18 protein-coding genes are annotated in these 22,433 nt (G+C 44.0%); 9 read left to right on the forward strand and 9 right to left on the reverse strand.

The genetic code is table 11. The features are described from left to right. Positions 1-60: 60 nt before the first annotated feature. Positions 61-2,703 (forward strand): cobyric acid synthase, encoded by a 2,643-nt coding sequence (locus G496_RS0101750; protein ID WP_027177759.1) that lies wholly within the window; start codon positions 61-63, stop codon positions 2,701-2,703. A gap of 27 nt (positions 2,704-2,730) precedes the next feature. Here G496_RS0101750 and G496_RS0101755 read toward each other — a convergent pair whose 3' ends face one another. After that, positions 2,731-3,477, reverse strand: coding sequence for a WecB/TagA/CpsF family glycosyltransferase (locus tag G496_RS0101755; protein ID WP_027177760.1), 747 nt, complete (start codon positions 3,475-3,477; stop codon positions 2,731-2,733). Continuing rightward, a complete protein-coding gene (locus tag G496_RS18500; RefSeq protein WP_051294761.1) occupies positions 3,470-4,474 on the reverse strand; it encodes a polysaccharide deacetylase family protein in 1,005 nt (334 codons plus the stop codon). Before G496_RS18500 ends, G496_RS0101755 begins: the two co-directional genes overlap by 8 nt. Positions 4,475-5,024: 550 nt before the next feature. On the opposite strand from G496_RS18500, the gene G496_RS0101765 reads away from it, so the two are divergent. Beyond that, a complete protein-coding gene (locus G496_RS0101765) occupies positions 5,025-6,074 on the forward strand; it encodes a lipase family protein (protein ID WP_027177761.1) in 1,050 nt (349 codons plus the stop codon). A gap of 117 nt (positions 6,075-6,191) precedes the next feature. Here the strand turns inward: G496_RS0101765 and G496_RS0101770 are convergent, their stop codons facing one another. The 3 genes from G496_RS0101770 to G496_RS21035 all read right to left on the reverse strand — a co-directional run bounded on the left by G496_RS0101770 (position 6,192) and on the right by G496_RS21035 (position 8,330). Then, positions 6,192-7,007 (reverse strand): TatD family hydrolase, encoded by an 816-nt coding sequence (locus G496_RS0101770; protein WP_027177762.1) that lies wholly within the window; start codon positions 7,005-7,007, stop codon positions 6,192-6,194. Positions 7,008-7,070: 63 nt separating this feature from the next. Beyond that, the gene (locus tag G496_RS0101775; RefSeq protein ID WP_027177763.1) at positions 7,071-8,066 is read right to left on the reverse strand and encodes a glycosyltransferase family protein; all 996 of its coding nucleotides are present in this window, start codon (positions 8,064-8,066) and stop codon (positions 7,071-7,073) included. A 126-nt stretch (positions 8,067-8,192) separates the two neighbouring features. Then, the gene (locus G496_RS21035; RefSeq protein WP_156900570.1) at positions 8,193-8,330 is read right to left on the reverse strand and encodes a hypothetical protein; all 138 of its coding nucleotides are present in this window, start codon (positions 8,328-8,330) and stop codon (positions 8,193-8,195) included. Between the two features lie 148 nt (positions 8,331-8,478). Here G496_RS21035 and G496_RS0101785 point away from each other — a divergent pair, with 148 nt between their 5' ends. From G496_RS0101785 to nhaB, 7 genes are all read left to right on the forward strand, one after another. Beyond that, a complete protein-coding gene (locus G496_RS0101785) occupies positions 8,479-9,876 on the forward strand; it encodes a sigma-54 interaction domain-containing protein (protein ID WP_027177764.1) in 1,398 nt (465 codons plus the stop codon). Position 9,877: 1 nt separating this feature from the next. Beyond that, entirely contained in the window at positions 9,878-10,225 is a 348-nt protein-coding gene (locus tag G496_RS0101790; protein WP_027177765.1) for a NifB/NifX family molybdenum-iron cluster-binding protein, read from the forward strand. Positions 10,226-10,470: 245 nt separating this feature from the next. After that, the gene (locus G496_RS18505) at positions 10,471-10,851 is read left to right on the forward strand and encodes a response regulator (protein WP_051294762.1); all 381 of its coding nucleotides are present in this window, start codon (positions 10,471-10,473) and stop codon (positions 10,849-10,851) included. A gap of 47 nt (positions 10,852-10,898) precedes the next feature. Next, the gene (locus tag G496_RS0101800) at positions 10,899-11,450 is read left to right on the forward strand and encodes a CBS domain-containing protein (protein WP_027177766.1); all 552 of its coding nucleotides are present in this window, start codon (positions 10,899-10,901) and stop codon (positions 11,448-11,450) included. A 20-nt stretch (positions 11,451-11,470) separates the two neighbouring features. Beyond that, a complete protein-coding gene (locus tag G496_RS0101805) occupies positions 11,471-12,937 on the forward strand; it encodes an SLC13 family permease (RefSeq protein WP_027177767.1) in 1,467 nt (488 codons plus the stop codon). Between the two features lie 131 nt (positions 12,938-13,068). After that, a complete protein-coding gene (locus tag G496_RS0101810; RefSeq protein ID WP_027177768.1) occupies positions 13,069-14,505 on the forward strand; it encodes a transferase in 1,437 nt (478 codons plus the stop codon). Positions 14,506-14,556: 51 nt separating this feature from the next. Continuing rightward, a complete protein-coding gene (gene nhaB / locus G496_RS0101815) occupies positions 14,557-16,047 on the forward strand; it encodes a sodium/proton antiporter NhaB (protein ID WP_027177769.1) in 1,491 nt (496 codons plus the stop codon). A gap of 133 nt (positions 16,048-16,180) precedes the next feature. On the opposite strand, the gene G496_RS18510 is transcribed toward nhaB, so the two are convergent. From G496_RS18510 to G496_RS0101835, 4 genes are all read right to left on the reverse strand, one after another. Next, positions 16,181-17,095 (reverse strand): cadherin repeat domain-containing protein, encoded by a 915-nt coding sequence (locus G496_RS18510; protein WP_051294763.1) that lies wholly within the window; start codon positions 17,093-17,095, stop codon positions 16,181-16,183. A 339-nt stretch (positions 17,096-17,434) separates the two neighbouring features. Then, positions 17,435-19,750: a methyl-accepting chemotaxis protein gene (locus G496_RS0101825; protein WP_027177770.1), complete on the reverse strand. Its 2,316-nt coding sequence runs from the start codon at positions 19,748-19,750 to the stop codon at positions 17,435-17,437. Between the two features lie 157 nt (positions 19,751-19,907). After that, a complete protein-coding gene (locus tag G496_RS0101830; RefSeq protein WP_027177771.1) occupies positions 19,908-20,150 on the reverse strand; it encodes a hypothetical protein in 243 nt (80 codons plus the stop codon). A 130-nt stretch (positions 20,151-20,280) separates the two neighbouring features. Continuing rightward, complete coding sequence (locus G496_RS0101835; protein ID WP_027177772.1) at positions 20,281-22,341, reverse strand: ribonucleoside triphosphate reductase; 2,061 nt, start codon at positions 22,339-22,341, stop codon at positions 20,281-20,283. Positions 22,342-22,433: the final 92 nt, after the last annotated feature.

Genomic DNA, 22,433 nt, shown 5'->3' on the forward strand with positions numbered 1-22,433 from the left:
GTTACGGGATATGCCTATACAGATTAATACTGAAAAATTTTCATTTCCCGGAGGAAACAGATGCCTGCGTTAAAAACAGATCCTACTGCTCCAGACCAGAAGTTCAATCACGGCGGAAATATTAAAAAACTGGCAGACAAAGCCGGCTGCCCGGGATGTGAAATTACTGATTTTTCAGCCAATATAAATCCTATAGGCCCTCCGTCATGGCTCAGGCAGGAAATACTGCACTCCATTGATGAGATAGAATGTTACCCTGATCCTGAATGTTCGGAACTTACTCTGGCAGCCTGCGAAAAATTTTCAGTATGGCCGAATGAATGCATTGCCGGAAACGGAGCTTCAGAACTGTTATGTATTGCAGCCCGGCTCGGCGGTTTTAAAAAGGCTGTGATACCTGTTCCCTGCTACGTTGACTATGAGCGGGCCTGTACCCTTGCCGGATTAAAAATTGAAAAGATACAGCTTGGCATGGAGAACGGGTTTCAACCTGATTTTGAGGCTATTGCTGCTATTCTGGAAAAATCACCTGCTCTTGTTTTTCTGGCCCAGCCGAATAATCCCACCGGAACAACTTTCGATACAGGGAAGTTACGTGAACTTGCCAACCGCTATAGCGAGAGCAGGTTTATAATCGATGAGTCATTCGCAGCTTTCGTTGAAGATCTGGACCGCACTGTAAAAAAACGCCCTAAAAATGTAATTACTATTGTTTCGCTGACAAAATTTTACGCCATACCGGGACTGCGCCTCGGGCTGGCATTTTCATCACCTGAAATAATTCAGAAAATGCGTGAAATAATGCCCTGCTGGTCTGTTAATCTTATGGCCCAGAGGGTCGGCACACGCTGTTTAAAAGATTCGGATTATTCTGAACTTACGCAAAAAGAGACAACCCGCCTCAGAAATGAACTTGTTGCTGGTTTGTCCGAAATTCCCGGTCTTAGAGTTTTTCCGGGGGAAGCAAATTTCCTCTTATGTCAGGTTCAACGGGTCGGTATGAATGCCTCCGCGATAATAAACCATCTGATCTCAAATAAAATAGCCGTAAGGCAATGCGATAATTTTGATGGACTGGATGACAGCTACTTCCGCATTGCAGTGCGGACAGATGCTGAAAACAGACTTCTCGTTGATGAGCTTAGACAATTTTCGGGATTACAGAAAAAGACAATCCACAAAGCGAAAAAACCCGCTCTGATGCTTCAGGGAACCTGCTCCAATGCAGGTAAAAGTATCCTTACAGCCGCCATGTGCCGCATCCTGCTTCAGGACGGATTCAAGGTAGCTCCATTTAAAGCCCAGAACATGTCCCTTAATTCATTTGTAACTGAAAACGGTTGTGAAATGGGACGAGCACAGGTCACTCAGGCTCTGGCGTGCCGTCTGAAACCGGATGTACGCATGAATCCGGTGCTCCTGAAACCGGGCAGTGATCTGGGGTCACAGGTTATAGTAATGGGAAAACCTGTGGGCAATATGAAGGTTGGAAAGTATGTTGAATATAAGCCTAAAGCCTTTGAAGCTGTAAAAAAAGCTTATGATTCAATTAGTTCTGAATATGATATTATGGTTATAGAAGGAGCCGGAAGCCCTGCGGAAATTAACCTGAAACAGCACGACATTGTTAATATGGCTATGGCCCGCTACGCTCAGGCACAGGTTCTGCTGGCCGGAGATATCGACCGTGGTGGTGTCTTTGCTTCCATTGCCGGAACCATGGCCCTTCTGGAAACAGACGAACGGGATACCGTCTGCGGTTTTCTGCTCAATAAATTCCGTGGAGATCAGTCACTTCTTACACCGGCCCTTGATTTTACCCTGCAGGAGACCGGAAAACCAGTGCTGGGAGTAATTCCATATATTAACAATCTGGGGCTTCCAGACGAAGATTCAGTTTCCTTTAAAGAGGACATTCACAAATCTAGCAGTAATTCCACAAGACGCGACTGCGTGGATATCGTCTGCATTGATCTACCGCGAATTTCAAATTTCACTGACCTTGATGCCCTGAAATGCGAGCCGGATGTAAATCTCAGAGTAGTGGACAATCCTGATGACCTTGGACGGCCTGACGCAGTTATAATACCCGGTAGCAAAAGTACTGTTTCCGATCTGCTGCATCTTCGCCGCACAGGCATGGAAAAAGCAGTCAAAGAACTTCTGGGTAAATCAACAATAGTAGGTATTTGCGGTGGTTTTCAAATTTTAGGGCAGCATATTGCTGACCCGGATGGAATTGAGTCCGAGGGCGGTAGTTCAGAAATCTACGAAGGAATGGGTCTGCTACCCATAAAAACTACTCTGGCCCCTGAAAAAACTTTGACCAGAACCACGGCAAGCCATCCGCGCAGCGGCTTTGATGTATACGGCTATGAAATACACCACGGTGTAACTGAACCGCTGCTACCAACGATAAGAGCGGTTCTTACCCCTAAAGGCTCAGAAGGACCGATCGGCATTTCAAAAGCACTCGGGTTCGGCTTAAAATCAGGCCTTGTCTGGGGTACATATCTCCACGGACTGTTTGACGCTGACGGTTTCAGGCGATGGTTCATCGATACTTTGCGTACTGCAAAGGGCTTTGAAAAACTGGGTAAAATACAGATTTCGTATGGTATTGAAGATTCACTGGACCGCCTTGCGGACATAGTGCGTGAAAATACCGATATGAAAGCAGTGTACAAAGCTCTGGGGATTTAGATCAGCTCATAAGTCCCTAAAAATGGCTCAAAATCCTAAAAATTTGAATCTTAAAAGCTTCACGGCAAAGACACTGTTGGTAAAAAGATAGCGTTTCCACATTCTGCGCGGTTCCTGCAGCAGACGGTAAAACCATTCCAGACCGGCTTTCTGCATAAAAACTGGTGCCCGCTTTGATTTACCGGCGACAACATCAAATGTTCCGCCCACTCCCATGACAAAATCAACTCCAAGCTTTTCACGCCAGTGGGAAATAAAATTTTCCTTTTTAGGAGAACTGATAGCTACAAAAAGCAGCCTTGCACCGCTCCGGGAAATATCTTCAACAACCTTCTGCTCATCATCCCAGAAATAGCCGTGATGATATCCGGCAATTTCAAGTTGCGGAAATTTTTTTTCTATATTTTCAACAGCTTTTTCGAGCACGTCCTGCTTCGCCCCGAGCAGGTAAACAGGATATTTTTCAGCTCCTGCCATCTCTAGCAGATTATGAAAAAGGTCCACCCCGGCAACCCTTTCGGGGATATTGCAGCCAAGAAATGATGCCCCCCAGACAACGCCCATACCGTCAATATTTATAATATCGCATGACTCAACAGAGTTCAGCAGTTTACTGTCCCGGCCCATATTCACTATTTTAGCGACATTGACAACAACATGCTGGGTAAACAGTCCGTAGCTTATTCTTGTTCTGATCTCAGCTACAGTTTTACTCATGGTCCAGGCATGCATTTTTATGCCCATAAACTCTATTACGCCGTCACCATCAATCATCTTTTACCGCCGGGTGCTCGCTGAAAGGAATAAATTCATGATCCCTGTTTAATGCTATAAATTTTTCCAGATGCTTAAGGGAAAATTCAGTTGCGGCCTTGGGATGCCCTATGACAACAAAATTGCCCACGGTTCCGAACTTCCACTGCTGTCTTTTTAAAGCTTTCTGTAAAAGTTTACTTTTAAAACCGTCACAGGAAACCACACTGTGACTGCATCTGGTCAACAGCCTTGCCAAATGCTTAAAACTGCTTTGAACAGTGCTGCCGTCGCCAAAAGTCTGATGCTCGTCTCTTCCTCTATATTTGCGGTAGGCATAATTCCAGTAAAAAAATGGAGAAACCAGAATATCAGAAATAGGCATCTCCAGAAATTGACCGTCGCTTTCCTCATGCAAAGGGTCCGAGCTGAACCTGTAACAACTTTTTTGAGGAGCCCGCCGATAATCATAGTAGAGCTTAGAGCTGCTGTTGTATCCCCCGCTGAAAACAGAACTGTCAACTTTTATACCTGTTGACTCCAACGATTCCTTTATTTCATCAAAGGGTTGCAGGCACCAGCCTCCTGCACGAAATACGTTGATAGTATTTTGGGCAAACGGTCTTAGGGCCTCTGCATAACGATTGCATATCTCGACTCTTTCCGAAGAGCTGAAATCATGGAGCCTGAACCTTTCAGACGGAATATTCCATTTTCCATTTTCATAAACAGCATCTTCCCACTGCGGATGCACATGGAGCTGAATATCGTGGCCCTCTTTTGCAATCTCATTAAGCTGTAAAACTATCTGATCATAATCTTCACGCGCCTGTTCATCATGCTCGGCAACCCGTGACAGATTGAGGACACACCCGGCATCAACAAAAAAAGTCACCTTGCAATTGTGGCGTCTGAATATCTCAAGCAGTCGTCTGGTAGGTTCAATCATACAATGCTGAACAGTTCCGGTATCTGAACCGAAGAACAGCTCGTAATCAAAGGTAAGCAGAATTTTCAATTTTTCTCCAAATATTTATTGCCGCCGGACAAAACGTTTGCAGTACTGGCCCGGACAATTAAATTTTATAAAAAGTCATTCTAATCCAGAAAGTTGAGAAAACTTTCCCATCTTCAGCAAAGTTTTCAATCTGATGACTGTTTTGAATCCTTACGCTGAAAAATATTCAGGAAATCTCTAAATTCAATTTTTTAGATGAATAGTTGGATTAAAAAAGTGACAGTAAAACTACTTAAGAAAATAATAAATTAAAAACTTAAATTAATCGCAAATAACAAAATATGCACTGCCTGCGGGACTCTTAAACAGTCAAAAACAAGTCCGGCTTTAATTAAAAGGGCTTATCACAATATACAATCATATTACCATAACATTTTATAATTATACACTAATATCAATAAAATTTTGGAATACAATATAGAAAACTTTAATTAATCTGCTCCCACTGTTCTTGCAGAGAATCATATTCCCATACAATAAAAAAAATCATATAATTATATCCTGACTAATACACACGCAGCTATTAATTATAAACAGGGGGGTCAGGATCATGGATGACTATTTTAAACATGAGGAATTAATGAAATCCCCGCCGATTAAGCGGGCCGCTTATTCCGACAGAACAGCATGGATCATGGCGGAGTTATCACGACTTGTTTATGAGCATTTACCATCGGAAAAAGAACTTGAAGAATTTTTGGACAGGCTTTCGAAGCAAATTCTGGAAGGTGTGGAGAAATCAGACCTTAAATTTACAGCTTCAAAAGTTTTAGCAACTATTAAAGGCGAATCAGCAGAAAGCGATGTCAGCAAAGTTTTAGCCAGCAAAAAAATAAAGCTCATCAAATCATACTCGGAAGAAGGAACCGAGGCTATGATCGTTGAATTTCCGCAGAATAAAGAAGCGGGATTTGACGGAATGTTTGTTATTGTTTTCCGCGGAACGCAAATTAATTCCATTAAGGATATTAAATCAGATCTCAAAGCAGATCTTGTTCCGGCGAAAGGTGGAGGAAGAATCCACAGAGGATTCAAAGCGGCCTATGAAAAAATTGACAGACTACTAAGTGAAGATCTCAAAAAGGCAGGCACCACTCCGGTATATATCACCGGACATTCATTAGGAGGTGCGCTGGCTATGGTCGCAACCAGATATCTTTGCAACGACAGTCTGGGAGCCACATATACCTTCGGCTGTCCCAGAGTAGCTGATGATGATTTTTTCAAATGCATTAAAACGCCTGTCTACCGCGTTGTGAATGCTGCCGATGGTGTTGCCCGAGTACCATTCGGGTCAGGGCTGACGCTTCTTCTTATAATAATCAGGTTAATACCCATAAATGGAACAAAAGTTATCTCTGAATTTTTCCGCAAATATTTTTCAGGATATACCCACTATGGAAATATGACCCTGCTTTCCGCAGGAGCTGCTGGCTCTAAAGTTCAAATTTATAAAAGTCCTACAATTTTCAAAGCTGCACTTCAGGTAATTCTTCCACACTGGATTAAGACAAGGGGTAAAGCGACCTTCACCGATCACTTTATTGCCGGATATTGCAAAAAGCTGGGCGACTACGCTCTGGAAAGATTTAATCTCTAACCTTGAAAACAAGCGTCCCCATATCTTTTTTAAAGATATGGGGACGGGAAACAACTATCTTAGTATTCTTCTATCTCCCAAGCTGATTACTCAGCCTGTAAGAGTGCGGAAATACTTTTACAGTTTGAAAAATCTATTGGCATTTTCACCACAGGCAGCCCAGAGCTCGTTTACATCCATTCCCCGCAGCTCGGCCACTTTGCGTGCTGTAAATGCTACATAAGCAGGTTCATTGCGTTTTCCACGCCAAGGTTCAGGAGCAAGAAAAGGGCTGTCAGTTTCAAGTACAAGACGATCCAGAGGTATGGTTTTCACGGCTTCCTGAGGAAGTTCATTTTTCCTGTAGGTGATCGTTCCGGGGATTGAAATATACCAGCCGTTATCAATAATACGTTTTGCGGTTTCAGTATCAGCCCCGAAACAATGCCATAACAGCGGAAGACCTGAAAAGCCTTCTTCCTCAAGAGTCCTTATGGATTGCTCATTGGCATCCCGGCTGTGAATAACCACAGGCAGACCAAGCTCTTTTGCAAGGCTCAGCTGAGCGCGAAAAGCATGATATTGCGCGGTCTGAGAGACTTCACTCCAATAGAAATCAAGTCCGATCTCTCCTATGGCCTTGATACGGGAATCACTGCGGCAGGCTTCCCCGATGGCCTCAAGTTCACGGTCTGTAAAACTTTCAGCTTCGTTAGGATGCACACCTAATATAAAAAATACTTCCGGGTAGTTTTCAAAAAGATGTTTGTTTTCTTCATAACCGCTTATTCCAAGGAAAACATTACCTATTTTTGCTATGGAACATTCTCGCGCCCTTTGAATAACTTCATCAAGTTCATCAGGAAAGCTTTCAATATCGAGATGGGCATGGGTTTCTACACCGGGACAATTAAGACCGACCGTCTGGGGAAGTGCTCTTTTCTTTTTAGACATGGAGATATGACATAACCATCAGTAGCAATGGCATTTTGTTAAAATATATAATCAGGCTGCTTTCTATTTTCCGGACTCATACTCAGTCCAGAGGGCATCCACACTTTTTGCCTGAGCCTCAAGAGTGTAGCTGCGGATGGTTTGTTGCCCCGCATTCAGGGCCCTGTCAAGAGTCGGACCGCCCTCAAGCCACAGTTTCACAGCTTTTTCCAGATTGAGGGCAGCATCAAGCACATCAGCATCAGCAGACCAGTAGCCGTTACCTCCCCACTCTACTTCACGCACCGGCCACCATGGTCTGAACGATGCGCCATCAAGCTGGCGCATATAATCCCAGCCACCGAAACCGGAGAAGCCAACCGGAATACAGCCACAGCTTAAAGCTTCAAGAGGCGGCAGAGGGCATCCCTCCGGGAAACCGCTTACCAGAAAAATATGGCATGACCTGAAGCTCTCAGCCACCTGAACAGAAGTCATACCGCTGATTTCAACCCACTGAACCTGTAAATCAGGATTTCTTGCCGCAAAAATAGATTTTATCTGCTTGACGAGAGCCTTATTCTTACGTGGCATGTAGGCGATCCTGATAATATCGGTGGACTTTTTTTCAGCAGGGTAAAAATTGGAAGTGTCAATTCCCGGCCTTAAAATTGGAGATGTTTTCCCTATAGTCTGCTCCATGAACCAGTTGACCGGTTCGGATACAGCTATAAATGAAACCGGAAGACTGTTCCAATGCACTCCTTCAGGCAGGGATGAGAAAAAATAAGCCCAGTTCTGACAGTATGAAATGCAACGGGCTTCGGCTTTAAGTCCCGGAGCAAGACTGTTTACCCAGCCTTCGGGAACAAGCCAGATATCATCTTTTTCCAGTTCAAGACTTTCCCACAGCACAATACCCGGCATCTGCTCAACACTCTCCGGCATCCATGAGGCCGCGTCACGCAGAACAAGAGCGACATCACGCCCCTGCGATTTTAAAATGGAACCTATACGGCACAGGACTGTAATTCCGCCGGCAGTACTCTTAACAGGTGGAATAAAAATATATGTTTTCATATACCGGTATCTGTTGTTGGAGTTTGAATAATTCAACTAAAACTTCTGCAATCAGCGCAGACAGTAAATCAGGCCGGGCGTGGTTGCAAGACCGGTTGAAATATTCAAAAAAGATACCGGATATTTTTATAAGATTACATTTCCGGCTATTTCAACAATGCCGTAGGCAGCAACGGCTGCAAAAATTATCAGGAGCTGCTCCACTATGGCTTTTTCATTTCCGGCAACAACATTCAACAGCTGGGCAAAATATCTATTAAACATTTCAGGCCTCCGTTTTGTTTCAAAACCCGGTTTATTAGATTATTGTTGAAGCCCGGAGTCAGCTTTGAAACAGGACCGTTAAAACCTTTTAGGCTTAGGTCCCCAGCACCTCATTGAGTGCTGTTAAAACCCGTGTTATCAGTCAGCTGTGAAAGATAAAAGAATAACTAAAATCTCCGACCTGCTGGAAAGACAGGTCAATCTGCCGAGCCTGCTGGATGAAATTCCGGTCGGGATAGCGGTAATTGATGCGGACGGTATGCTGAAAACCGTAAACAGGGCGTGGCAGACCCTCACCGGGGCGGATATGCACTCCATGCTTGGAGTCAAATGTATTCACGGGCTGCGCTCTGATTTCTGTCTTAAAGATTGCCCGGTCATGAACAGGGAAAAATCTTTCACTCCCATTTCCCGTGAAGCGGATATTATTGACCGCTCCAGAGCTAAAATACCCATCCGGTTGACCCTTGCCCCTATTTTTACAAAAGATGATGAATTTGCAGGATATATTGAAACAATTCAGGACATGCGTCAGGTCTCCGAGCTTACCGGAATAGCCAGCAAGGCCTACTCTTTCAGCGGGCTGGTAGGCGCAAGTACCAGCATGGACAAAGTTTTCAATATGATTCCCAGCATTGCCAGAACCGACTCTTCCGTACTCATCACCGGCGAGACTGGAACCGGTAAAGATATGCTGGCCGAGGCAATACATAATGCATCGGAGCGCGCAGGATCGCCATTTATCAAGATAAACAGTGGAGCGCTTCCTGAGACTCTGCTGGAATCTGAACTGTTCGGTCATGTTAAAGGAGCTTTCACCGGGGCAGACGAAAACCGTCCCGGAAGGATCAGGCTGGCTAATAACGGAACCCTGTTCCTGACCGAAATCGGCGATCTTCCGCTTTCACTTCAGGTAAAACTGCTTTCATTTCTTGATGACCGGGTCATCTATCCTGTTGGTGGTTCCAAGGGATTCAACGCTGACGTGCGTATTATCGTTGCCACGCATCGAGACCTCAGAGCCATGGTTAAAAACGGTACTTTCCGTTCCGATCTGCTCTTCCGCCTCAATGTGGTCAGAATGCACCTGCCGCCGCTTAGAGAACGCGGCGAAGACCGAATTCTGTTAAAGGAACATTTCCTTAAAGAATATTGTTCCCGATTCAATAAAAAAATTACTAAATTTTCAAAACAGGCCAGTAGAATACTGGCTGAATATCCTTACCCCGGCAATGTCCGGGAGCTCAGGAACATTGTAGAATATGCCGTTAATTTCTGTGACGGTGATACTATCAATCCTGAACATCTGCCCCCATATCTTGTTGAACCTGCAATAATGTCATCAGCAGGTGAGCACGTTGACTTTTCTCCTGAAACACCTCCTGCCGGAAAACATTATTCCGGGACATGGAACGACACTGAACGCAATATGATAATGGAAGCACTGATAAAATGCGGTGGACACAAGGGCGATGCCGCAGAAATGCTCGGCTGGAGCAGAAGCACCCTCTGGCGCAAGATTAAAAAGCATCTTATTGAGGATTAGAATGTCCAGAAAAGTACTCATACCGCTATATAACAATGAAGTCGCCCCAAGATTCGATCTGGCTACGGACGTAATGACCGTGGAATATGACAAAACAGGTAAAGTTTCAGAAAGTGTTATCGTGCTCCCGCAGGCTTCATCCGAGGACCTCTGCGCGCTGGCAACATCAGGAAACGCGGATGTTGTAATCTGCGGAGGCATAGGTGAAGAATATTATCAGTATCTGGTCTGGAAAGGTATAACCGTATATGATGATGTGACCGGGCCAGTGGATAGAATTGTTCACGAGCTTCGCCGGGGCAGACTTTCTTCAGGGACCAATCTTTACCACCATCCTTTCTCAGCTTAAGGCATTAATATCATTCCCTTCATAAGCCCTACGTTTCATATTGTTTCATATTGTTTTAAAAGTTATTTTTTTCACTATTTCATTTTGTTTCATTAAGAAACAAAATCGACACTATTTTTTTTGAATTCCCCCTTCAACAAACTGAAATATTATACTATCAATTTAAATGGCATATAGAATGCTCTTACAGATTATAACAGTCTCCGAATTAACGGAGCAGCTGAAGACAACATGATATCTGCCACATGAAGGTACTGATCGCTGAAAAAAATAATAAGTTCCGGGAACTTCTGGTACAAAGACTCAATGAATCCGGTCTGGAGGTTTACGGGTCCGGAGATCTCATTGAGTCAGAGGAAATAATCACACAACTCGGTCTTAAATATGTTGTGCTCGATATTTCAGGGTTTGGGAGGCAATCTCTTGAATTCATGCAGAATGTTCTGAGAAGGGACTCGGGAATCAAGTTCATTCTGATAACAAGAAAGGACAATGTTCCACTTTCGATAGAAGCCATGAAGCTCGGCGCATATGATGAAATCGCCGTGCCGGTGGATATAGCGATCTTGAACAAAAAACTTCTCGCCGCGGCTGCAAAGCCCGGACGGTCACGGGAAGTAAGCTAGAATCGTGGAGAGATGTATGCTGTCATAACAATTTCAGGGGGAAAAGCGTGAACAATATCACTGTGAAAGATGTTATGATCCCTGTTTCCGAGTACATACGGATCAGGGAAAATGAAACTCTGTATGAAGCAATGCAATTGCTGCAGAAAAAACTGGAGCAAAACGGAGGAAGCCGAACCCACCATGATCTTCTTGTTGAAGAGAATACCGGGAAAATCATCGGCAAGGTTACCATGATCGATATTATCAATTTCATGGAACCGCAGTACAAAAAAATAATTACACCTGTTGCCAGCCATGTCCTTGAATCATCTTTTGTTCAGAAGGTTTTCAAGGACTTCAACCTGTGGTCGGAATCACTTGGCAATCTCTGCCATAAAGCGGCTTCGGCTCAAATTTCAAAGATAATGCACAGACTGAATGAAGCAGACCTCGTAAATGATGAAGCTACGCTTGATTCAGCCCTGCACCGCTACATTATGGGTGTCCATCAGCCCATACTGGTTACAAACCGGGAAAAAACTGTAGTCGGGGTGCTTCGTCTGGGGGACGTATACGAAAAAGTCAGGCAGGGTATTCTATCCTGCGAAATTAAATAATATTCCAAGGAGTAGCTCACATGAACGCCGCAACTGTTATCCGTCCCGGATTTGACATGAAGCGACTTTTCTTCATGCTTCTGGGGGTGTTGTTTTTTGCTGTACTTTATTTTTGTCCGCCTCTGCCTGACGCGGTTGATCCTCTCGGAAAGCATTTTGTTCTCACCAAGGAAGCAAAAGGCGCGCTGGCTGTTTTTCTGCTGGCCGGAACATGGTGGGTTTTTGAGGTCGTACCGATCGGAATAACTTCGCTCGCCATCGGAGTTCTTCAGGTCCTGTTTTTTATTCGCCCGGCAAAGGTTGCCTTTAAAGACTTCATGGACCCATCGGTACTTTTTATCTTCGCTTCAATTATGATCGGACTTGTTTTTACCAAGACAGGACTGACGAAACGACTTGCATACAAAATGCTCATAATCGTGGGCGAAAAGACAAGCCGTATTTATCTCGGCGTATTTGTTGTAACAGCCCTGCTTACCCATATCATGGCTCACACTGCTGTTGCAGCAACTGTATACCCGCTGCTTTTAGCTATTTATTCACTTTATGGAGAGGGAGATAAGCCGACCAAGTTCGGAAAGGGTCTTTTTATGGGCATGGCTTTTGTTGCCGGAGCAGGATCAATCATAACCCTGCTTGGAGCTGCAAGAGGTGCTGTAGCTCTTGGATTCTTTAAGGAAATTGTCCACAAGGACATAACCTTTTTCGAGCTGACATGGTACATGGCACCGGTTGGCTGGCTGATCGTATTCCTGCTCTGGGGATTCTTCATGATCTTTATGAAGCCTGAAAAGGATACCATCCCCGGACTCCGTGAAAAAGCCCGTGAACTGAACGACCAGATGGGACCTCTGACAAGAAATGAGATTCTCGCTGCGGTTCTCGTGGGCGGAGTCATTCTTATTATGAGCCTGAGATCATTTGTTCCGGCACTTCAGGCTTTGGATAAGACAGCCATTATCCTTTTATCATCAATTTCATTTTTTATTTTCAAAATACTGGATATAAATGATCTGGAAGATATTCCGTGGAACATCATCCTGCTCTTTGCAGGTGCAATGTCCATCGGCTTCTGCCTTTGGGAAACAGGTGCAGCCAAGTGGCTGGCTGTAAACTGGCTGGCCATGTTCAAGGACGCGCACTGGTTTATATTTGTTATGTCCATAGCCTTTTTCGTGATGATAATGACAAACTTCATCATGAACGTTGCGGCAATTGCAATATCACTCCCGGTAGCGCTGGTAATTGCGCCTTATCTCGGCGTTGCCCCGGAAGTAATTCTATTTGCAGCACTTGTTGTAGCCGGTATGCCTTTCCTCCTGCTGGTTGGAGCCGCACCGAATGCAATAGCCTATGATTCAGGGCAGTTCACTACCGGAGAATTTTTCTTGTACGGTATTCCTGCCAGTATAATGCTGATGTTGGTAGTAGGACTAGCCATTCTGGTTATTTGGCCAGTAATGGGAATGCCCATTACCTTGCAATAATTACGATAACAGTATATGAAATATTTAATAGAATGGGAGACCGCAACCATAAAACACGGGCTCTATATATTTTATTTTAACCATCCGCGTAACGTTGATTACTTATCGGATAACCAATGTAAGAGACTATCATGGAACAGCTGAATAAACTTATCGAACATATTGTTAACAGAGTTAATATAAATCTTCGTGAACCGCTTGTTGATGTCGGACCTTTTGTTAGAGGTTTGATACCCAGAGACAGTTTTTCACTTTATTATGCGTTCTATTCAATTACTACAACACACCCTTTAAAATTCCATTTCAGACATTCAAGTGTCGGAGGAACATACTTTTTAGGTAAATGTGAAGTTGATCACTCCATTTTATATAAAAGCGATATAAGAGGAGATGAACTTAAAAGAAAAGGAAGCATCGTCAACTGCAATGGAAAGGATATCAAGTTGCGTGATGACGAAATTATCAGCATCAGAGACAGTTATCTGATGAAAACGCTTGTTCATAACAAGTCGCACGACCCGGAAAATCTGGAAACATTTAAAATAGCGAACACAGTATCCCTTAATTACGCAAATATTCACGGAACATCTCTTGAGGGATGTTTCCTCGAACCTTTTGCTTCGCTTGATCTGTCCGTATGCCATGACTGTGCTGTAGGAGCTTTTTCTTATGTTCAGGCCGGAGAGCTTTCACATAAGAGGATAAAACCCGGTCGAGTCTGGGTTAAATCCCCCGGTCTCTTTGAATTCAAATATCACTTCCCTGAAGAGATTCTCCCCGATTATATCCGTATGGAAAATCATCGTCCGGTTGGTAAGCTGATAGACTTTTTTGAAGATAAAAAGGAAGACTTTGTTCCAATATACTCGGCGGTTCAGACTGAAAACACAATAGAAGCCGAAGGCGCTGCCGTAAGCCCCTATGCGGTCATAAAAGGTGTGTGCAGTGTTGATAAAAACGTGCTGGTGGCTCAAAGATCATACATAGACAATTCTAAACTCGGACCCGGATCAAATGCTCAGGAAAACTGCTATATAATAAACTCCACCTATGAAGGTTACGACGTAACAGCTCACGGCGGAAAAGTTATATACAGCAACCTTGGCAAAAATATATTTGTAGGCTTCAACTCTTTCGTAAACGGTAAGGAAGATGCCCGCATAAAAATAGGGTCCAACTCAATAGTTATGCCGCATACAATAATTGATGCTCAGGAGCCGTTGGATATTCCTGAAAACTGCATTGTATGGGGTTATATAACAAAGCAGGAGGATCTTGAGCTGCACTCGCTGTCACTTGAAGAATTTTCTTCTATCAAAGGACAGTTCCAGCTCGGAGATATGAAGTTTGAAGGCTTAGGAGCCAAGTTCGTGGATGCATTCAGGCACCGCATAGCCCATATTCTTGAGGAGAACGGAGCTTTTTACAACGGCACCGAAGAAACAAAAGGCCATGCACAGAAGACTCAGGATATTTCTTTCAATATCCTCCAGCCCTATCCGGAAGGAATATTAAAGGGTCTTTATCCAGAACTTGCTATCAACCCGCTTGAACCAAGCGATCTTTAATGCGGGGTTCAGCAAAATGGACGAAAAACACACACCCAAAAGGAGTACCCAGTGCCTAGGACCGTAGCACAAGCCCTCCAGAAAAACCTGCTTGGCAACTCACCTGAATGGTATAAGTTGACCATAATCGGGTTTCTCATCTTAAATCCCATCCTGATGGAACTGGCAGGACCATTCATCACCGGATGGGTTTTAATCGGTGAATTTATTTTCACTCTGGCCATGGCCCTTAAATGTTATCCGCTCCCTGCCGGTGGGCTGCTTGCTGTCGAAGCAGTAGCCCTCGGCATGACCAGCCCCGATACAGTTTACAATGAGACACTGCACAATTTCCCGGTAATTCTGCTTCTGATGTTCATGGTGGCCGGAATTTACTTCATGAAAGACATGCTGCAGTACGCTTTCACCAAGCTTCTGATAAAAGTAAGGTCAAAAATTGCACTGTCTCTGATATTCTGCTTTGCTGGAGCATTTCTTTCCGCATTTCTGGATGCCCTTACCGTAACTGCGGTTATAATCGCTGTGGCCTACGGGTTTTATGGCATCTATCACCGTTTTGCGTCTTCCGGTTCATGCTCTGTCAACGATGACACCCAGCTCAAAATAGAATGTCACGATCATCTGAATGAATTCAGAGGATTTTTGAGAAATCTACTGATGCACGGTGCGGTCGGAACAGCTCTCGGTGGAGTATGCACGCTGGTAGGTGAACCGCAGAATCTGCTGATCGGGCACGTCATGCAATGGCACTTTGTGGAATTTTTCATAAAAGTTGCCCCGGTATCCATACCGGTTCTTTTTATAGGTCTGCTGACCTGTGTCCTTCTGGAAATAACAGGAATCTTCGGTTACGGATTCAAACTTCCCGAAGGAGTGCGCCTGATCCTTGAAAATGAGGACAAGAAAAATGATGAAGAGATGACCTACAAGCACAAAGCGGCATTGCTGATTCAGGCACTGGCAGCAATCTTCCTTGTAATCGCTCTGGCCCTTCATCTTGCAGAAGTAGGACTCATCGGGCTGACCATCATTGTAGTGCTTACCGCCCTTAACGGAGTTACGGAAGAACACCGCATCGGACATGCATTTGAGGAAGCCCTGCCTTTTACCGCACTGCTGGTGGTTTTCTTCTCAATTGTAGCAGTTATCCATGATCAGCACCTTTTCGCTCCGATCATTGACTACGTATTGCACCTTGAAGGAAAAATTCAGCTGGCCGCTTATTACGCTGCCAACGGACTTCTTTCCATGATTTCAGACAACGTATTTGTTGCCACGGTTTACATTTCGGAAACACAGGCAGCCTTTACCCATGGCATCATCAGCAAGGAACAGTTCGACCTGCTCGCAGTTGCCATCAATACCGGAACCAATATTCCAAGTGTTGCGACTCCAAACGGACAGGCTGCATTTCTGTTCCTGTTAACTTCAGCCATAGCTCCGCTTATCAGGCTTTCTTACGGAGAAATGGTCAAGATGGCTTTCCCTTATACAGTTACGATGAGTCTGACTGGACTTGCGGCTGTATGGTGGATTCTGTAGCACTAAAAGATATAAAAGCTGCAATCAGCCTCTGAAAAGTAAAGGCAGGACCGTAAAAACGGTTCTGCCTTTCTTTATAGCTGGTCTAGGGATGGCTGGTAGGTTTATCCCTGCTGTTAAATTCAATCAAAAACTACATGGCGAACAGCTGAGCATAACGTCTTGCCGTAACATTTTCAGTTCTGGCGACAACGTCCTGCATTTTTTCTGCGGAAAGACAGACAAAACCTTCCATAAAGGTCACGGTCAATGGCGAAGGTTCCAGAGTCTCTCCATCAAGTGGAGAATACTTTAAAGGAGGCTCAACTCTTTTAATATCTCCGGTGTCCTCTTTCACTACAAACATATTTGAAACAGTTTTCAGAGAAATTAGCTCACCTGCTTCAGAAAATTTAATAGAATTTCTATCACCGGTTATACCTATTGCATCAGGATCATAGGCAAGAATTTTTCCAACAGAGGTCTCCACGCTGACCGGATTTTCAGGTTCAACTGATTTCAACTGTCCTGAATCGTAATAGGAAATTCCTGTCTTAACACTCAGTTCACCAACCGGAGTTGAAATCTTAACAGTCTCTCCGGGCCAGAAAGTAAGGCTCCTGATTTCCCCTTCCGGACTTAGATATATTGAAATTATGAGAGCTTCCAACTCTCCTGCCGGCGTTTTTAATTTAATGGGTCGGGCAAGTCCACGTTCATCTTCCTCTCCCCAGTAGCCGCTAAGGCAGCCATCAAGAGGGAAAAGACGTTTCAGCTTACCATCCGGATAGAATGTAACTTTCTCAACTGGAATCCGTCCTTGAGGAATTTCAACCTCTGCCTGCTCCTGCAAAGGAAGTACATTGATCATACCATTTTCATGATATGTCAGATACGGAGTCTGCCTTTTTCTCAGCTCATCACCGCAATACTGGGGGATAAAAACCCCGTACGCTGTCTTGAGCGGACTTTCTTTCTGCGGAGAACAGGCTCTGATAACTCCGGAAGGATAATATTCCATTTTGGGTCTGGCTTCTATCGAACCAAATACTGTTTCAACGATTGACATGGTTATCACCTCTGCAAAAGATATTGCAAAACAAAGGCCAACTTCATTGTTTTATTATATAGATTAGATATTACAATATGATAGATGTCAAAAAGCACTTTTTAAACTTTAAATAAAAACCATTGATGGCAAGACATAATTGTTTCCTGCTACATTTATGTGTTTTATTTTTGTTTCCTGCTCCAATATAACACTCTCTGCAAATAAGAATTTTCCCGGAAATTCAACTTTTCAGTCTTAGTTAAACCGCCCCAACACATAAACTTAGTTACGGACAGCAGGCATAAGAAAAGCCTCCGCAACCTATCAGGCTGGGAGGCTTTTCGATAATTTATACTGTTAGTTCTGCATGGTGATAATAACGTCATTCAATTCGACAGCTAGAGAAGACATCTGCTTTACTGCATCTTCCGACTCTTCCATTGCCGCTGAATTTTCCTGTGCTATAGAATTAATTCTTTCAGTGGAATGGCTGATCTGCTCACTGGCGGCAGATTGCTCTTCACTTGCGGCAGCGATGCTCCTGACCTGATCAGTTGTTTCTGAAACCATTGAAACAATCTCAGCAAGCACCTCTCCGGATCTGCTGACAAGGTCGTTGGCATTGTTAACAGCTTCTGTGGATTCTTCTGTGCTCGAAATATTTTTACGAGCACTTTCCTGAATACTTTTAATATAACCACCAACTTCATTGGTGGCGGTCATGGTTTTTTCAGCAAGTTTCCTGACTTCATCGGCAACAACAGCAAAGCCTCTGCCGGCTTCTCCGGCTCTTGCTGCTTCAATAGCCGCGTTAAGAGCAAGCAGGTTGGTCTGATCCGCAATATCGCTGATAACCCCCATGATAGTACCAATTCCTTCGGCCTGTTGACCAAGATCGGCCATGCTGGACTGTAACTCCTCAGACATGTTGCGAACCCGGTGAATAGTTTCAACAACCTGATGTACTATCTGTTCACCCTGATGGGCTTTATCTTTTGATTCTTCTGCTGTTCCGGCGGCATTAGCGGCATTTCTGGCAACTTCAAGTACGGTTGAGTTCATCTGCTCCATGGCTGTGGCTGTTTCTTCAGCCATATTTCTCTGCTGCTCGGCACCACGGCTGGTTTGCAGAATCTGGGAGGCAAGGCTTGATGAATATTCCGAGACCTGTCTGGAAATGGATGTAGCTTTTGCGGCTGCTTCTGATATCTGCTTATTTTTGCTTTCAATGAGTAACTGCTGCTGCTTTATTTCAGTCATATCGGTTATCATTAAAAAAGCACCTATCAGTTCATTATCAAGATCAAACAGAGGGGAAACATTGATCAAGGTTTCTTTTATGGCGCCGTTTGAATTTTTTATCTCAACTTCAACATTATGCTGTGCTTTATTTTCTGAAATAGCTTTACCGGCAATTGTTTTACGGCCCGGATCACCATAAACCAGCTCACCAATGGTCATCCCCAGATAATTTTCCGGAACTCCTTCATGATCACAGAGATTAAGCATTTCTTTATTTACAAAAAGTATTTTCTCTTCAGAATCAGCCACAACGGAAGGAATGGAAAGACCATTCAGAACGCCTTCTGAAAAACCAAGCTTATTCTTTAATTCAGAGACCATAGAAACTATATCGGCAGACAGGTCGGCAAATTCGCAGGAATATTTACCTTTCAGTGAAGCCTGAAAATCTCCTTTAGCGATCCTTCCTGTAAATTCCATAATTCTGCTTATAGGCTTGATAACTGTGCTTTTGAGGAAAAGAACAAGAATGAGCACAAGGAGAACGACAACAACAACGCCTATAACAATTAAAATATTTCTCTGACTTGTAGCTGCACTGGTCAGATCGTGCTCGTATGCAGTCATACACATGATCCAGCCTGTGGAAGGAACCTTCATAAAGGTAACTTTTTTAAGCTCCCCTTCCCATTCATACTGCATAGTTCCTGAGCCAATGCTCAAAATATCCCGGATGAACTTATATTTGGTGAGATCTTGCAACAAAAGACTTTTATTCGTCTTATGCCCGATCATCGTACCGTCTTTGTCGAGGATAAAGCCATAGCCGTCATTACCTATGGTTACCTTGCCAAGCAGTTCCTGTTCATATTTTTCCCAGTCAAGCCCCACAACAAGACCGCCAAGAACTTTTCCAGTAGGATCTTTAACAGGAACAGCAATCATGAACAGCTTACCTTCTCCGTCAGAGGCTTTTACAACTTTTGATAATGTATAATTATCACCTGCCATAATTGCCTTATAATAATCTCTGGAACTAATGTTTATCCCTTGAAGATCTTTACCCCCACTATCTTCTCCAAATGAATAAACTCCATCAGCATTAAAGCCTCCTATAAATTCAATCTTATCGAAGTGCTTTAAAAGTGACCGAACCTGTTTGTTGGTGTAAGCTGAAAAATTTGTATCTCTTATTGATTTTCTAAATGTGGTATTAACTGAAAGACTTTTTAAAAGGACTAGATTTAAACGTACCACCTGCTCCAATTCATCTACCAGTACAGAATTCATTTCCTGCATATTCTTCTCCTGAATGGAGAAGACAGCTCTGTTAGTCATTGTGCTGACTACAAAAATTAAAATAGCAACGGAAATGACCACACCCAAAGTGATAATCCCGCCAACCCTACTGTTGAGACTATTGAACTTCATTTACCTCTCCTTAGCCATAGAATAAAACACCGTTAATTAAAATTTAAATACCATTGCCCGTGCATGGAATAAAATCAAGAATTTTCAACGGCCGACTAAGAATAGTAACATTAAGCTATGCGGCAATTATTTTTTACATCGAATAAAAAACGTAAGATCAATCATTTTTGACCCTGTTTGCATTATATTTATCTATTGTCTCGGAAATTCTCCCAAGCATCTCTCCACGCTCCTGTGCAACTTTCTTCCACTTCTTTTTCTCACTTTTAATGGCTTCAATTGTATGCAGCAGATCCTGTATCGTATCGGCGGGATACCCGAGTTTTACATAGTCTCCTCTGCGTAATTCCTCATCATTGCGCTGGCGCAGGGCTTTAAGCTGTGTTGCTGTCAGTATCATAAAATTTTCCTTGAATTCTTCATGTTAAACATGGTTGGAGGCATCGCCACTATACCCATTAGGCGATCATAAAAAAAGGGGCGGATTCACGTCCGCCCCTTTAATAGAGATACTGTATGGAATAAACTGATTACGAGCAGGCGCAGGAAGTACGGCTGTACTCGGTACGTTCTTTGTACTCTTCCTGTTTTCCCTTGTTCCAGCGGCTGACAGGACGATAGTAACCGACAATTCTGGTATAAACTTCAGCTTCTTTACCGCATTCCGGGCATTCAAAATGCTCACCGTAAATGTAACCATGATCTTCGCAGACTGAGAAAGTAGGCGTAACCGAGATATAAGGAATCTTGGTATTGGTCATAGCTTTGATAATGAAGTTTTTAAGCGCGGTGGTATCAGCAACAGCCTCGCCAAGGAAAGTATGGAATACTGTTCCACCGTTATACAGAGTCTGCAACTGGTCCTGATGCTTGAGAGCATAGACAACATCCTCAGTGATACCTACAGGCAGCAGAGTGGAGTTTGTGTAATAAGGATCTGTTGTTCCGGAAGTCTGAATGTCCGCATAAAGGGATTTATCAATCTTTGCCAGACGATAGCAGGTTCCTTCACCGGGAGTTGCTTCAAGGTTGAAAAGGTTGCCGGTTTCTTCCTGAAATTTAACGCTGAGTGAACGCAGGTGATTGAGAACACGGGTCATCAGCCTGAGTCCGGCATCGGTTTCAATACCCTTTCCAAGCAGGTTCAGGCATGCTTCGTTACCACCGATCAGGCCGATGGTGCTGAAATGACCTTTAAATCCGTTCTTGAGATAACGTTTTGTGAACGGGAACATTCCACTTTCAAGATTTGCTGTAACGAGTTTACGTTTATATTCAAGCGAATCTTTAGCCAGAGTTGCGTATTCTGCAATCAGATCCAGAAAATCTTCTTCACCCTGAGCAAGATAAGCCAGCTTGGGCAGATTCAGGGTAACAACACCGATAGAACCGGTAAGATCTCCGGAACCGAACAGTCCGCCTGTTTTTTTGCGAATCTCACGCAGATCCATCTGTAGACGGCAGCACATGGAGCGGACATCCTCAGGGTTAAGATCTGAATTAATGAAGTTCTGGAAATATGGAGCACCATATTTGGCAGTCATTTTAAGAAGCAGTTCGCCTACTTCCGACTCCCACGGAAAGTCCGGGGTAACGTTATATGTAGGAATCGGGAAAGAGAAAATACGGCCGTCGCTGTCACCTTCAAGCATGACTTCGACAAAAGCCTTGTTGAACATTTCCATTTCCTCGGCGTATTCACCGTAAGTAGTATCCTGCAGCTCACCGCCGATAATTACAGGTTCTTTGGCAATATGCTTGGGAGGAACCATATCCAGAGTGAAGTTGGTGAAAGGACTCTGACCGCCCCAGCGTGAAGTGGTGTTCAGGTTGAAGATAAGCTTCTGAACCATCTGTTTGACCTGATCGTAATCAAGACCGTCATGACGGATGAAAGGAGCAAGATAGGTATCAATATTATTGAAAGCCTGTGCGCCGGCCCATTCATTCTGGAGGGTTCCAAGAAAGTTCACAATCTGTCCGCAGGCGGAATCAAAGTGCCTTGCAGGACCGGAAGAACAACGGCCGCGAAGTCCGAATCCTTCTAGCAGGAGGTCACGCAGAGACCAGCCGGCACAATAACCGGCAAGGCCGAAGGAGAGATCATGAATATGAAAATAGCCGTGCTCGTGGGCCATTCTGATTTCTTCAGGATATTTTTCAAGGCAGTAGCGGGCCTGAACAGCTCCGGACATGTGCAGCATCAATCCCTGAAAGGAATGGCCCATGTTGGAGTTTTCATTTACACGCCAGTCGGAACGATCAAGATAACTTTCTATTGTTCCTGCTATATCAAGATATGTTTCGTCCTGCTTACGCAGTTCACGACGTTTCTCACGGTAGATGATGTACCGTTCAGCAACGGAAAAAAGCCTTCCTTCCATAAGTACCAGCTGAACCATGTCCTGAACATGTTCCTGTTCCGGGACATCGACTCCTTCGAGTTTCTTTTCAACATTTCTGCCAAGTCTTTTGGCAAGGAGCGGATCTTTGATTCCGCTGGCTTTAAGAGCTTTGAAGATCGCATCTGAAATTCTTTCAGTGGACCATGTTTCTAATCTTCCGTCACGTTTGAGAATCTGTTTAGGCATTTTAATTTCCGTTTAAATGTTGTCCGCACAAAGGGGCCTACGGTATGCAATTAGGCGCATGAAACCACGGGTGCATATAAGGCACCCTGACA

This window comes from Maridesulfovibrio bastinii DSM 16055, assembly GCF_000429985.1.
Taxonomy (GTDB): Bacteria; Desulfobacterota; Desulfovibrionia; order Desulfovibrionales; family Desulfovibrionaceae; genus Maridesulfovibrio; species Maridesulfovibrio bastinii.